This window comes from Rhizobium sp. O111, from assembly GCF_055616315.1.
The window spans coordinates 3,420,142-3,434,005 of sequence record NZ_JBSHXL010000001.1 but is presented as its reverse complement, the minus strand read 5'-3'; the positions used below and the strand labels follow the sequence as shown (position 1 = coordinate 3,434,005).

Sequence of the window (13,864 nt, the reverse complement as noted above, 5' to 3'; positions counted from 1 at the left end):
CTTGTTGCTCAGGCAAATTACGGGGTCAACTGATCGTTCAACTCTGGCGCCAACCGTACCGAAACGGCCTCTTCATCGCTTGAAATGCCTTCTGTCGAGGGATAATAAGCCGCAACTTGTTTTTCCCGGAGGTTTCCATGACGACGCGCAATCTTTTCCTGCTGCCGGGTGACGGCATCGGTCCCGAGGCTATGGGTGAGGTCCGCAAGATCATTGCCTTCATGAACGAAGAGATGTCGGCTGGTTTCACCACCGACGAAGGCCTGGTCGGCGGTTGTGCTTACGACGCGCATGGCGCGGCGATCTCCGAAGCTGACATGCAGAAGGCGCTTTCGGCCGACGCGGTTCTCTTCGGCGCCGTCGGCGGCCCAAAGTGGGACGACGTTCCCTATGAAGTACGTCCCGAAGCCGGCCTGCTACGCCTGCGCAAGGATCTCGAGCTGTTCGCCAACCTGCGTCCTGCCATCTGCTACCCGGCGCTCGCTGCCGCTTCCTCGCTGAAGCCGGAGCTGGTCGAAGGCCTCGATATCCTGATCATCCGCGAACTGACCGGCGGCGTCTATTTCGGCGAGCCGAAGACGATTACCGATCTCGGCAATGGCCAGAAGCGCGCCATCGATACGCAGGTCTACGACACCTACGAGATCGAGCGCATCTCGGCCGTGGCCTTCGAAATGGCCCGTACGCGCCAGAACCGCGTCTGCTCCATGGAAAAGCGCAACGTCATGAAGTCGGGCGTGTTGTGGAACCAGGTCGTGACCGCGACCCACAAGGACAAGTATTCGGACGTCAAGCTCGAGCACATGCTGGCGGATGCCGGCGGCATGCAGCTGGTGCGTGCGCCGAAGCAGTTCGACGTCATCGTCACCGACAACCTGTTTGGAGACATGCTATCCGACGTTGCCGCCATGCTGACGGGCTCGCTCGGCATGCTGCCGTCGGCTTCGCTTGGCGCGCCTGATGGCAAGACCGGCAAGCGCAAGGCGCTCTACGAGCCGGTGCATGGTTCGGCGCCTGACATCGCCGGCAAGGGCATTGCCAACCCGATCGCGATGATCGCCTCGTTTGCCATGTGCCTGCGCTACTCCTTCGCCATGGTCAAGGAAGCCGACAATCTCGAAAAGGCGATCGCCAACGTGCTCGACCAGGGCATCCGCACCGCCGATATCATGGCCGATGGCGCCAAGAAGGTCGGCACGGTAGAGATGGGCGAGGCGATCCTTTCCGAGTTCAAGGCGCTTTCTGCCTGATATTTCACGTGAAACATCTTTCAGACCCTTCGCATCTCACGATGCGGAGGGTCTTTGCATTGAAGGTGCCTATCGCCGCCCCTATCTCCCTCCTGCATTGAGAAAAGAGCGGTAGTAGAATGAGCGAGAGCGATCGAAGGCCGGGTTTCTGGGGCTATCTGAAGAAGCGCTACCAGGCGCGCCGTACGATCCATCGCCGGGTTCCCTGGAAGGGGTTTGCTTTCTCCGCGATCAATGCCATTGCCATCGCCTTCTTCGTGTTTGATCGCCCGCTCGGTATTGCGGCCAAGGAACTGGCGCAGCCGCTGGTCACCCTTGCCGGTGATATTACCGATATCGGCAGGCTTGCATGGATTCTCGCCGGGCTGACAACCATTGTTGCGACCGCCTATCTGGTGCGGCGTCGGCTATGGAAGGTGCGCAGGCGGTTTCGCATGGTCTATTTCGGCCAGATGGCGGCCTATGTCGCACTCTCCGTCGTGCTTACCGCCATCATTGCCAACTTCTTGAAGTTCGCGATCGGCCGCGCCCGACCGTTGATCTACGATCAGGAGGGTATCTTCAGTTTCGCGCCGTTCAACATGGATTTCCTGCACCAGAGTTTTCCCTCCGGGCATTCGGCGAATATCGGGGCGCTGTTCATGGCGCTGGCGCTGCTCTTTCCCCGTTTTCGCCTCGGCTTTGTGGCCATCGGGCTTTGGCTGGGCGCCACCCGTATCATCATCGGCGTGCACTATCCGAGCGACGTTACGGCGGGGCTGGCGCTTGGCGCGTGGATCGCTTTTGCCACATCGGTGCTGTTTGCACGCTTCGGTCTGGTGTTCTCGATCGGGCGCGATGGCGGGTGGCCGATACCGCGGCTCAGCCGGCTCCTCTAATCGTCTTCGTAAAAATTCTGTAGTCTGCCTCTGCTAGGTCTCGGTCGTTGATCGACAACCCCTGACCAGGACCGCCGACAGACATGAAATCCTTTCTCTCTTCGCTTGAGAAACGCAGGCTTCGCTGTCGTCACGGCATGCCGCACCTGCGTTGGCAATCCTGTCTGTTCGTCACCGTCAACGCCGTGATCCTCTCGCTCCTGTTGTTCGATGGTCCTGTCGGCGGCGATCACGTGCCGCCAACCATTCGCAGGATCGGCCTGATGTTGACCGATTTCGGCAAGTCCGACTGGATCATCATCGTCAGCGCCTTCCTTTTGTTCCAGGGTTGGGCGTCGTCGCGCACCGCCACCAGCGTCCGCCATCGCCTGCAGGCGCTCAGGGTCAGCTGGATCGGCTGCTATCTCCTGACCTCGATCGCGCTGTCGGGACTGGTTGCCAATCTCCTGAAGCGGCTGATCGGGCGGGCCCGGCCGGAGCATTTCCAGGACTACGGCATCTTCTCGTTTTCATCCTTCTCCGGCCATTCCTTCGAAAGCTTCCCATCAGGCCACGCAACGACGATCGGCGCCTTCTTCGCTGCCTTCGCCCTGCTCTTTCCGCGCCATCGCATTGCTTTCGTGGCTTGCGCGCTTTGGTTCGGCATGACGCGGGTCATGGTGAGTGCACATTATCCAAGCGATGTGATTGCCGGTCTGGCGCTCGGTGGGTGGTTTTCGCTGATGATTGCCATCGTCTATGCGCGCCACAATCTTCTGTTTCGCCCAGGCGTCGGCGGCTGGCCGCAGCCCAAGCGGCTGTTTCCGGCAATAGAAAACCCGGCGCCTTTGGAGCGCCGGGCGTGGTCTGTCTTCTCGGGAAAGATCAATCCATTGCGTGGATATCGCGGTTCTTGGTTTCCGGCAGGAAAATCAGGCCGATCACAAGCGTGATCGCGGCGAAGATAATCGGGTACCAGAGACCGAAGTAGATATCGCCGGTGGCGGCACTCATCGCGAAGGCCGTTGCCGGCAGCAGGCCGCCGAACCAGCCGTTGCCGATGTGATAGGGCAGCGACATGCCGGTGTAGCGGATGCGGGTCGGGAAGAGTTCGACCAGCAATGCGGCGATCGGGCCGTAGACCATCGTTACATAGAGAACCAGCACGAACAGGATGGCGATCGTGCCGATCCAGTTGACGCGGGCGGGATCGGCCGCCATGGCGAAGGTTCCGCCGCCGGCGATGTTATAGACCGCCATGTCGGTGACGCCGTTGGCTTCATCCGCCGTCAGCAGCTTTGCTGCCACCAGCTTGTCAGCCGGCATCGTCTCCTTGGTGCCAGAGCGGACTGCATCGGCGTTAAGCGCAAGTTCTGGATTGGCGGCGATGAAGGCATCGAGCTTCGCGTCCGGCACCTTGATGGCGCCGCGGTTCAGCGGGTAGCCACCATCGTGGAGCGCGATGTTGACGCTCTTCTCGAAGGCCGCCGTCAGGCCCTTGGCCTTGTCGCCGGCTGCGACTGCGTCGAAGCTGGTGATGGTTTCGTCGCCGATCTTTACCGTTGCCGGCTGGCCGGCAGGGCCGGGGACGACATCATAAGGCACCGAGTTCTTGGTCAGGAAGGCTGTCGCCACGTCGCAGGAGCTGGTGAACTTCGATGTGCCTGTCGGGTTGAACTGGAACTTGCAGTCCGTCGGATCGGCCGTCACCGTTGCCCGGACAGATGCCTGGGCTTCGGCGAGCGCCGGGTTGGCGGTCCAGGTCAGGGCCTTGAACAGCGGATTGTAGGTGACTGCCGCAATCAACAGGCCAGCCATGATGATCGGCTTGCGGCCGATCCTGTCCGACAGGCCGCCGAAGATCACGAAGAACGGTGTCGCAAGGATGAGGGCCACGGCGACCATGATATTGGCTGCCTGCAGGTCGACCTTCAGAACGTTCTGCAGGAAGAACAGCGAGTAGAACTGACCGCCGTACCAGACGACCGCCTGGCCCATGGTGGCGCCGAGCAGGGCGATGAGGGCGATCTTGGCGTTCTTCCACTGACCGAATGCTTCCGTCAGCGGCGCCTTGGAGCCCTTGCCTTCCGCCTTCATTTTCTGGAAGGCGGGGGATTCGTTCATCCGCACGCGAATCCAGACGGAGACGCCGAGAAGGACGACCGAGACCAGGAACGGAATGCGCCAGCCCCAGGCGGCGAAGGCTTCCTTGCCCATGATGAACTGGACGCCGACGATGACGATCAGCGACAGGAAAAGGCCGAGCGTAGCGGTCGTTTGAATCCAGGAGGTGAAGTAGCCGCGACGGCCGTTCGGTGCGTGCTCGGCCACATAGGTGGCCGCCCCGCCATATTCACCGCCGAGCGCCAGGCCCTGCAGCAGGCGAAGTGCGATCAGGATGATCGGAGCCGCGATGCCGATGGTGGCTGCACCCGGGAGGATACCGACCAGGAAGGTCGAGAGACCCATGATCAGGATCGTCACCAGGAAGGTGTATTTACGGCCGACTAGATCGCCGAGGCGGCCGAAGACCAGTGCGCCGAACGGGCGAACCAAGAAGCCGGCGGCAAAGGCCAGCAGCGTGAAGATGTTGCGGGTGGCTTCGGGATATTGGGTGAAGTAGGTCGCGCCGATATAGGTGGCCAGCGAACCGTAGAGATAGAAATCGTACCACTCGAAAACGGTACCGAGCGAGGAGGCGAAGATGACCTTCTTCTCCTCCGATGTCATCGGTCCGGCTTTCGCGCCCCCGACGCTTGCGACATTTGCCATGTTCTGTCCTCCACAGAATGATGTGAAATGCGGCGCGCGACCATACTCTCCTCACAGCATACCCCTGGTCGCGGTTCGCCCGAGGAAAGTGTGCCAGAAAACACCACGCTTACGGAGAGCGGCTTTGGGATTATGACTTTAGTCTAAGGCCCCTTGCGCAGGCCTCTAGTTCAGCCTGTATGCGAGACGATGTTCACGAGGGTGCCAAAGGGATCCCGGACATAGAAGCGTCGTACACCCCAGGGCTCATCGGCCGGCCCATAGGTGATTTCGAAACCAGCGGCGCTCATAGCTGAAAATGCCTCATCGACGTCATCGACTTCGATCGACAGGCCCGGCACGCGTGTTCCGGAGCCGCCTTCGCTGGCAACGCTCACCTGAACCGCCATCTGCTGGTCGGAGCCATAGGTTGCTATCCAGCCGTGATCCATCAGCAGCTCAAGGCCGAGGATGTCCTGATAGAAAGACCTGGCGGCATTCCGATCTATGGTCGCGATATTGGCGACAATTCGTTTGACCTGCATACGGGGCTCCCGGCTCAAGTTCCGGATTATCTAGACGTGCGGGCCTGTCAGGCAAGAAAAAAGCCGGATGGCAGAACCATCCGGCTTCGATCATTTTCGTGAAGTCCCTGTCTTAGGCGGCTTCGGTCGTGTGTGCCTTGCGGACTTCCTCGTCCGTCAGGATACCGCTGGCGCGCAGCAGCGCGGCGAAGCGGCCGTTGCTCTGGCTGAGTTCGTCGAAGCTGCCTTCTTCGACGACGCGGCCGTTGTCGAGGAAGAGAACCTTATCGGCTTCGCGAACCGTCGACAGACGGTGGGCGATGATGAAGGTGGTGCGGTTCTGACGAAGATTGTCGATCGCAGCCTTCACGCGGTTCTCGGTCTCGACGTCGAGCGCGCTCGTCGCCTCGTCCAGCACCAGGATCGGCGCATCCTTGAGGATGGCGCGGGCGATGGCCACACGCTGGCGCTCGCCACCCGAAAGCCTGTTGCCGCGCTCGCCGACATGGGTGTCGTACTGGTCTTCGCGGGTCTCGATGAAGTCGGCGGCGGCAGCAGCTTCAGCCGCACGGCGCATGTCTTCATCCGAAGCGTTCTCCCGGCCGAGGCGAATGTTGTCGCTGATCGAGCGGTTGAGCAGGCCTGCGTCCTGGAACACGGTGGCGATATAGCGGCGCAGCGACTTGCGGGTCACCTTCGTCGTGTCGTGGCCGTCGACGAGGATCTGGCCGCTGTCAGGGTCGTAGACGCGCTGCAGCAGGTTGATCATCGTGGTCTTGCCCGAGCCGGTCGGGCCGACGATCGCAACCGTCTGGCCAGCCTTGGCGGTGAAGGACACGTTGTGCAGGCCCTGTGCCGTGTTGCCGAAGCGGAACGACACGTTGCGGAACTCGACTTCGCCCTTCACGTCGGTGATGTCGGCGTTGCCGGCAGGCTCTTCGCGATCGCGGACCGAGTCTTCGAGAGCATAGAAGTCCTCGAGCTTGGAACGGGCCTCGAAGATCTGCGAGGCGAACTGGCGCATCTGGTCGAGGCGCGAGATCAGAAGGTTGGCAAAGCCGATGAAGGCGATGACGTCACCGATGCGCAGCTCGCCGGCCTGGACCATGACGGTACCGATGACGAGAATGATCATCATGGCGATGGTCGAAGCCATGCGGTTCATCGCGCCGGCCAGCGCCCACCAGTCGAGAACCGGGTACTGGGCCTGCAGCAGGCGTTCGGTAAAGGACCGCAGCGCCTTGGTTTCTGCTTCGATACGGTTGTAGCTGTGCAGCACCGAGACGTTGCTGATCGAGTCGCTGACATGCGAGAAAACCGTGTGGTAGTGGTTTTCGACCGAAGCCTGGCCATCCTTCGTGCGGCTCATGACCAGACGGCCGATCAGCCAGTAGGCGATACCAAGCACGACAAGCACGCCGGACAGACGAACGTCCATCGAGATCGCCGTGGGGATGAGGATGGCGATGGCGACAGCGGTCGCGAGATGGTTGCGCATGAATTCGAGCCAGAGGCCGAACAGCGTCTCACAGGCGCGAAGCAGCGTATGCAGGGCATTGGACGTGCCACGCTGATGATGCCAGGAGAGCGGCATGGAGATGATGCGGCCGAAAGCTTCCGTCAGAAGCGTTGCGCGACGGCCATGCGCCAGCCGGTCAGCCTCGCGGGCGACCAGGACGAAGGCGATCGTGTTGAAGACGGCGAAACCGGCCCACATGAACAAGATCGGCTTGACCTCGCCTTTGCCGGAAATTGCATCTATAATGCGGCCGAAAAGGATCGGCTCGGCGATGGTGATCGCTGCGAGCACGATGTTCGCGATAACGACCAGGGATACGCGGAACTTGTAGGCGCCAAGATAGCGCAAAGCTCTTGCATAGACCTTGAAAAGCGACACGGCGAATTCCTCTTTGTGCATCTGCGAAATAGCGGATGTTGCGATGCTACAAAAACCTATCTGAACTGGCGATTAACAAGGCATTCATTGTTGGAGTTTCGCCGTCGTGCCGATGCTCGCTTTCATGAGCAGATGTCAGATGTGGTAAAATTTCTTAGGGAAATAAAAAGGCCCGACATTTAACCCTTGCGTTGTCGCGTCAAACTGGCACAACCATAAACGATATTCTGAACTCTAATTTTAATTGCATCGATAACCGTTCGCTATCGGGGCAGGTCCTGTCGCAGCGGCTTCACTTAAAAGCCTGGGACGGGATGGGGGCATTTTAGTGAATATTCATTCATTGATTCAATTACTTGTCGTTCTTGAAGAGTGCCGGAAACCGGAAGCGGTGCTCGATGAGCTGAAGCACGTCATCCTATCCTATGGCTTCGAGTTTCATGGGCTGCTCCGGTATCCGAAGCATAGCGAGGATTTGACCGGGGCCGTGCTTGCCGGGGAGTGGCCCGAGGGCTGGCCGCAGGTCTATGTCGGCAAGAAATACATGCTGAGCGATCCCACGATCCGCTATCTCGCTTTCGCGCAACAGCCGTTTCGCTGGAAGGATAGCTTGGCGGCGTTCCGCAAGGATCCGCACTACCGTCGGATGGAGCAGATGATGTCGGCGGCCTCGGGCTATGGCCTGAAGGACGGCTACGCGTTTCCGATTCATGGGCGAAGCGGGGTGCTCGGCTATCTGAGCATTGGCGGCAAGCATGTTGATCTGTCTCCGCTTGAGATGACACTGTTCGATGCGATCGCCAAGCGTGCCTTCTGGCGCATTCTCGAACTGCGCGGTGAAGACGGTTCGTTGACCGATGATCTCTCGGGTGCGGACACACGGCTGACGCGTAGGGAAATGGAAATCCTGCAATATCTCGCGGAGGGGCTGACGTCGGTCGAGATCGGCAAGCTGTTGCAGATCTCCAACCATACGGTCGACTGGTATATGAACGGCCTGCAGGACAAGCTCAAGGCAAAGAACCGGCAGCATGCCGTGGCTGTTGCTTTCCGCCATGGGCTCATCACCTAGAGTCTCTCCAGACTAGTTTAGAGAAATTCGATCTGGCGTCGTCGTGGGAAATTGAACTTTCCGTGACAGCGGGTTAAGACTCCTTTCGCGGGTGCAGCATTGCCCGCTTAGATGCCGTGAGGAGACCGCATTTGCCCATTTCCAAGATCCTTGTCGCCAACCGTTCCGAAATTGCCATCCGCGTGTTTCGCGCTGCCAACGAACTCGGGATAAAAACGGTCGCGATATGGGCTGAGGAAGACAAACTGGCGCTGCATCGCTTCAAGGCGGATGAGAGTTACCAGGTCGGCCGCGGCCCGCATCTTGCGCGCGACCTCGGTCCGATCGAGAGCTACCTGTCGATCGATGAAGTGATCCGCGTCGCCAAGCTCTCCGGAGCGGATGCGATCCATCCGGGCTACGGCCTGTTGTCGGAAAGCCCCGAATTCGTCGATGCCTGCAACAAGGCCGGCATCATCTTCGTCGGCCCGACCGGCGACACGATGCGCCAGCTCGGCAACAAGGTGGCGGCCCGCAATCTCGCGATCTCGGTCGGCGTTCCCGTGGTGCCGGCAACCGATCCGCTGCCGGATGATATGGCCGTCGTCGCCAAGATGGCCGAGGATATCGGCTATCCCGTCATGCTCAAGGCCTCTTGGGGCGGCGGCGGTCGCGGCATGCGCGCCATTCGCGATCCGAAGGACCTTGCCCGCGAAGTCACCGAAGCCAAGCGCGAGGCGATGGCCGCCTTTGGCAAGGACGAGGTCTATCTCGAAAAGCTCGTCGAGCGTGCCCGTCACGTCGAAAGCCAGATTCTCGGCGACACGCATGGCAATGTCGTGCATCTCTTCGAGCGCGATTGCTCGATCCAGCGCCGCAACCAGAAGGTGGTCGAGCGCGCGCCAGCCCCTTATCTCAGTGAAGCGCAGCGCCAGGAGCTGGCCGCCTATTCGCTGAAGATCGCGGGTGCCACCGGCTATGTCGGCGCCGGCACCGTCGAATATCTGATGGATGCCGATACCGGCAAATTCTACTTCATCGAAGTCAACCCGCGCATTCAGGTCGAGCACACGGTCACCGAAGTCGTTACCGGCATCGATATCGTCAAGGCGCAGATCCATATCCTCGACGGCTTCGCGATCGGCACACCGGAATCGGGCGTTCCCGCACAGGCCGACATCAAGCTCAACGGCCATGCCCTGCAGTGCCGTATCACGACCGAGGATCCGGAGCACAACTTCATCCCGGATTACGGCCGCATCACCGCTTATCGTTCGGCCTCCGGCTTCGGCATTCGTCTTGATGGCGGCACGTCCTACTCGGGCGCCATCATCACCCGCTATTACGATCCGCTCTTGGTCAAGGTCACGGCCTGGGCGCCGAGCCCGTCGGAAGCGATCTCGCGCATGGACCGCGCGCTCCGCGAATTCCGTATCCGTGGCGTCGCCACCAACCTGACCTTCCTGGAAGCGATCATCACGCATCCGAAGTTCAAGGATAACAGCTACACCACCCGCTTCATCGACACGACGCCGGAGCTGTTCCAGCAGGTCAAGCGCCAGGACCGCGCGACGAAGCTCTTGACCTATCTGGCCGACGTCACTGTCAACGGTCACCCGGAAGCCAAGGATCGGCCGCGTCCGACCGCGGATGCCGCAGAGCCTGTCGTGCCCTATACCAACGGCACGACGATCAAGGACGGCACCAAGCAGCTGCTCGACACCCTGGGTCCGAAGAAGTTCGGCGAATGGATGCGCAACGAAAAGCGCGTCCTGATGACCGACACGACGATGCGCGACGGCCATCAGTCGTTGCTCGCGACCCGCATGCGCACCTATGACATCGCCCGCATCGCCGGCACCTATGCGCATGCACTGCCGAACCTGCTCTCGCTGGAGTGCTGGGGCGGCGCCACCTTCGACGTCTCCATGCGCTTCCTGACGGAAGATCCGTGGGAGCGCCTGTCTCAGGTGCGCGAGGCGGCGCCGAACCTGCTGCTGCAGATGCTGCTGCGCGGCGCCAACGGCGTTGGCTACAAGAACTACCCAGACAACGTCGTCAAATACTTCGTCCGCCAAGCCGCTGCCGGCGGTATCGATCTTTTCCGCGTCTTTGACTGCCTGAACTGGGTCGAGAACATGCGCGTGTCGATGGATGCGGTCGCCGAAGAGAACAAGCTTTGCGAAGCGGCGATCTGCTATACCGGCGACATCCTGAACTCGGCGCGTCCGAAGTATGATCTGAAGTATTATACCGATCTCGCCGTCCAGCTCGAAAAGGCCGGCGCGCATATCATCGCTCTGAAGGACATGGCGGGCCTGTTGAAGCCGGCCGCCGCCAAGGTGCTGTTCAAGGCGCTGCGCGAGGCGACCAGCCTGCCGATCCACTTCCACACGCACGACACGTCGGGCATTGCGGCCGCGACCGTTCTGGCTGCCGTCGACGCCGGTGTTGATGCCGTCGATGCGGCCATGGATGCGCTGTCGGGCAACACCTCGCAGCCCTGCCTCGGCTCGATCGTTGAAGCGCTGCGCGGCTCCGAGCGCGATCCGGGTCTCGATCCGGAATGGATCCGCCGCATCTCCTTCTATTGGGAAGCGGTGCGCCACCAGTACGCGGCCTTCGAAAGCGATCTCAAGGGACCGGCGTCGGAAGTCTACCTGCATGAAATGCCGGGCGGCCAGTTCACCAATCTCAAGGAGCAGGCCCGCTCGCTCGGCCTCGAGACCCGTTGGCACCAGGTGGCACAGGCCTATGCCGACGCCAACCAGATGTTCGGCGATATCGTCAAGGTGACGCCGTCCTCCAAGGTCGTCGGTGACATGGCGCTGATGATGGTCTCCCAGGATCTGAGCGTCGCAGACGTCGTCAGCGCAGACAAGGAAGTATCCTTCCCCGAATCCGTCGTCTCGATGCTTAAGGGCGATCTCGGACAGCCGCCGTCTGGCTGGCCGGCAGCCCTGCAGAAGAAGGCGCTGAAGGGTGACGCGCCCTATACGGTGCGTCCGGGCTCGCTGCTTGAAGACGCTGATCTCGATGCGGAGCGCAAGACGATCGAGACCAAGCTGGAGCGCGAGGTCAACGACTTCGAGTTTGCCTCCTACCTGATGTATCCGAAGGTCTTCACCGACTTCGCGCTGGCGTCCGACACCTACGGCCCGGTCTCGGTTCTGCCGACGCCTGCCTACTTCTACGGTCTTGGCGACGGCGAGGAGCTGTTTGCCGATATCGAGAAGGGCAAGACGCTCGTCATCGTCAACCAGGCGATGAGCGGCACCGACAGCCAGGGCATGGTCACGGTGTTCTTCGAACTCAACGGCCAGCCGCGCCGCATCAAGGTTCCGGATCGTGCCCATGGCGCCACCGGAGCTGCTGCCCGCCGCAAGGCGGAGCCGGGCAATGCCGCCCATGTCGGCGCGCCGATGCCTGGTGTCATCTCCCGCGCCTTCGTCTCGGCCGGCCAGACGGTCAGCGCCGGCGACGTGCTGGTGTCGATCGAAGCCATGAAGATGGAAACGGCGATCCATGCCGAGAAGGACGGCACGATCGCCGAAGTTCTCGTCAAGGCCGGCGACCAGATCGACGCCAAGGATTTGCTGGTCACTTACGCAGGGTAACTGATGTTGACGGGCGTCGTGTCATGCGGCGCCCGGTCGGACCATCCGCTGTGTGGCGTTCTTGGCGGCGTACCTTTTCGTTTCAATAGGTTACGGACGCGGCCACTTACTCTGCCGTCATCCTCGGGCTCGTCCCGAGGATCTGCCAACGGTCCCACTTGCTCGACGTGCATGGACACTTGGCGCCTTGTTCTCGACGGCGCATGTTGATCCGTCGCGAATGCCAGGACCGTTGAATTCCGGGAGGCGTGCTTAGATCCTCGGGACGAGCCCGAGGATGACGTCGAGCGGGTTTTTGACTGGGCGTTTCAATGAGTTACGGCTGCGGTCATCCGCTCCGCCGTAATCCTGACTTTGCCCCGTGATCTCGTAAGCATCCCTCAAATATCGTAGGTATGCGCGGCGTTGATCGTCGAGATGAAGCGCTTGGTGCGTTCGCGTTCCGGGGCGGTGAAGATGTTTCGCGCGCTGCCGGTCTCGACCACGCTTCCCGCTTCCAGGAAGACAACGTCGTTGGCGATCTTCGAGGCGAGCCTCAGGTCGTGGGTCGCCATGACCATGGTCGTGCCCTCGCTGGCGAGGCGGCCGAGGACGTCGACGACTTCGGCGGAGAGTTCCGGGTCGAGCGCCGATGTCGGCTCGTCGCAGAGAAGGACGCGGGGCGAAGGGGCCAGCGCGCGGGCGATCGCCACGCGCTGCTGCTGGCCGCCCGACAGCGTCGAGGGCCAGGCATCGGCCTTGTGGGCCATGCCGACCTTGGTCAAGAGCTCCATGGCGCGGTTGCGGGCCTTTTCCTTCGGCCATTTGAGCACGGTCACCAGACTTTCCATGACGTTTTCGATCGCCGTCTGGTGGGGGAAGAGCTGGAAGTTTTGAAAGACCATGCCGGTCTGGCGGCGGATCTTCTGGATCGCCTGCCAGCTGGTCTTCTGGCCGGGCTTGAAGGTCAGGGTTTCCTCGCCGAGGCGGATGGTGCCCGCCGTCGGGATCTCCAGGAGGTTGATGCAGCGCAGGAGCGTGCTCTTGCCGCCGCCCGAGGGGCCGACGAGCGCGGTAACGCTGCCTTCGGGAATGCGGATGCTGATGTCCTTCAGGATGACGGCGTCGCCGAAGCGCTTTTCGATGTTCGAGAGCTCAATCATGCGTTTGCCTCCAGCATGCCGCCATAGCGGGCGAAGCGGCGCTCCAGCCTGACCTGAAGGGCGGAAAGAACCGAGCTCAGGGCGAGATAGATGAGGGCCGCCTCGATATAGAGGATCAGCGGCTCATAGGTGGTGGCGACGATGCGCTGGGCGGCCTGGAAGAGCTCCGGCACGGTGATGGCGGCTGCGAGCGATGTGTCCTTGACCAGCGAGATGAAGGTGTTCGACAGCGGCGGAACGGCAACGCGACCGGCCTGCGGCAGGATGGTGCGGCTCATCGCCTGACGCCAGCTCATGCCGATCGAATAGGCGGCCTCCCACTGGCCCTTGGGCACGGAGGAGATGACGGCGCGAATGATCTCGGAGCTGTAGGCGCCGATGTTAAGCGTGAAGCCGATCAGGGCGGCCGGGAAAGCGTCGAGCAGGATACCGATGCTGGGCAGGCCATAGAAGATGACGAAGAGCTGCACCAGAAGCGGTGTGCCGCGGATCACCCAGACGTAGAAGCGGGCGATCGCCACGAAGGGAGCGGCGCCGAAGAGCCGGGCGATCGCGGTGATCAGGCCGAGAATGAGCCCGAAGGTGAAAGACAGCAATGTCAGCGGAATGGTGAAGACCAGCCCGGCCCACAACAGGGGCACGAGCGAATCCGCCATCAATTGAAGCCAGTGCGGCACGGGCGTTCCCTTTCGCGGGGTTATCGGTTCGACGTGGAATACCCCTCCCCAACCCCTCCCCACAAGGGGGAGGGGCTAAGAGGCGGCACCGTGCGTGG

9 protein-coding genes and 1 pseudogene are annotated in these 13,864 nt (G+C 61.3%); 5 read left to right on the top strand and 5 right to left on the bottom strand.

The features are described 5' to 3' along the window. Positions 1-137: 137 nt before the first annotated feature. The 3 genes and pseudogenes from leuB to ACVTFQ_RS17155 form a co-directional block, all read left to right on the top strand. Positions 138-1,250 carry a 3-isopropylmalate dehydrogenase gene (gene leuB, locus ACVTFQ_RS17165; RefSeq protein WP_018901040.1) on the top strand — a complete coding sequence of 371 codons (1,113 nt, stop codon included), beginning with the start codon at positions 138-140 and terminating at the stop codon, positions 1,248-1,250. A 119-nt stretch (positions 1,251-1,369) separates the two neighbouring features. Continuing rightward, positions 1,370-2,128, top strand: coding sequence for a phosphatase PAP2 family protein (locus ACVTFQ_RS17160; protein WP_111562679.1), 759 nt, complete (start codon positions 1,370-1,372; stop codon positions 2,126-2,128). An 83-nt stretch (positions 2,129-2,211) separates the two neighbouring features. Then, a pseudogene (locus tag ACVTFQ_RS17155) lies at positions 2,212-2,940 on the top strand (phosphatase PAP2 family protein); the annotation flags it as partial. Between the two features lie 52 nt (positions 2,941-2,992). Here ACVTFQ_RS17155 and ACVTFQ_RS17150 read toward each other — a convergent pair. The 3 genes from ACVTFQ_RS17150 to ACVTFQ_RS17140 form a co-directional block, all read right to left on the bottom strand. Beyond that, entirely contained in the window at positions 2,993-4,879 is a 1,887-nt protein-coding gene (locus tag ACVTFQ_RS17150) for an MFS transporter (RefSeq protein WP_111562677.1), read from the bottom strand. A gap of 170 nt (positions 4,880-5,049) precedes the next feature. Beyond that, complete coding sequence (locus ACVTFQ_RS17145) at positions 5,050-5,403, bottom strand: VOC family protein (RefSeq protein ID WP_111562676.1); 354 nt, start codon at positions 5,401-5,403, stop codon at positions 5,050-5,052. A gap of 112 nt (positions 5,404-5,515) precedes the next feature. Then, positions 5,516-7,279: a glucan ABC transporter ATP-binding protein/ permease gene (locus ACVTFQ_RS17140; RefSeq protein ID WP_026283452.1), complete on the bottom strand. Its 1,764-nt coding sequence runs from the start codon at positions 7,277-7,279 to the stop codon at positions 5,516-5,518. Positions 7,280-7,607: 328 nt separating this feature from the next. Between ACVTFQ_RS17140 and ACVTFQ_RS17135 the strand changes: the two genes are divergently transcribed. Together ACVTFQ_RS17135 and pyc are read left to right on the top strand one after the other, a co-directional pair. Beyond that, positions 7,608-8,351 (top strand): helix-turn-helix transcriptional regulator, encoded by a 744-nt coding sequence (locus ACVTFQ_RS17135; protein WP_111562675.1) that lies wholly within the window; start codon positions 7,608-7,610, stop codon positions 8,349-8,351. Between the two features lie 131 nt (positions 8,352-8,482). Then, positions 8,483-11,947, top strand: a complete 3,465-nt coding sequence (gene pyc, locus ACVTFQ_RS17130; RefSeq protein WP_112436394.1) for a pyruvate carboxylase — start codon at positions 8,483-8,485, stop codon at positions 11,945-11,947. A gap of 380 nt (positions 11,948-12,327) precedes the next feature. Here the strand turns inward: pyc and ACVTFQ_RS17125 are convergent, their stop codons facing one another. Both ACVTFQ_RS17125 and ACVTFQ_RS17120 read right to left on the bottom strand, forming a co-directional pair. After that, positions 12,328-13,089: an amino acid ABC transporter ATP-binding protein gene (locus ACVTFQ_RS17125; RefSeq protein ID WP_112436395.1), complete on the bottom strand. Its 762-nt coding sequence runs from the start codon at positions 13,087-13,089 to the stop codon at positions 12,328-12,330. Next, positions 13,086-13,766, bottom strand: a complete 681-nt coding sequence (locus tag ACVTFQ_RS17120) for an amino acid ABC transporter permease (protein ID WP_111562672.1) — start codon at positions 13,764-13,766, stop codon at positions 13,086-13,088. The genes ACVTFQ_RS17125 and ACVTFQ_RS17120 overlap by 4 nt, the downstream gene beginning before the upstream one ends. Between the last annotated feature and the right edge of the window lie 98 nt (positions 13,767-13,864).

Bases quoted from the DNA above. Each gene is read 5' to 3' on its own strand.
- leuB (WP_018901040.1), top strand. From the start codon at position 138: ATGACGACGCGCAATCTTTTCCTGCTGCCGGGTGACGGCATCGGTCCC.
- ACVTFQ_RS17160 (WP_111562679.1), top strand. From the start codon at position 1,370: ATGAGCGAGAGCGATCGAAGGCCGGGTTTCTGGGGCTATCTGAAGAAG.
- ACVTFQ_RS17150 (WP_111562677.1), bottom strand. From the start codon at position 4,879: ATGGCAAATGTCGCAAGCGTCGGGGGCGCGAAAGCCGGACCGATGACA.
- ACVTFQ_RS17145 (WP_111562676.1), bottom strand. From the start codon at position 5,403: ATGCAGGTCAAACGAATTGTCGCCAATATCGCGACCATAGATCGGAAT.
- ACVTFQ_RS17125 (WP_112436395.1), bottom strand. From the start codon at position 13,089: ATGATTGAGCTCTCGAACATCGAAAAGCGCTTCGGCGACGCCGTCATC.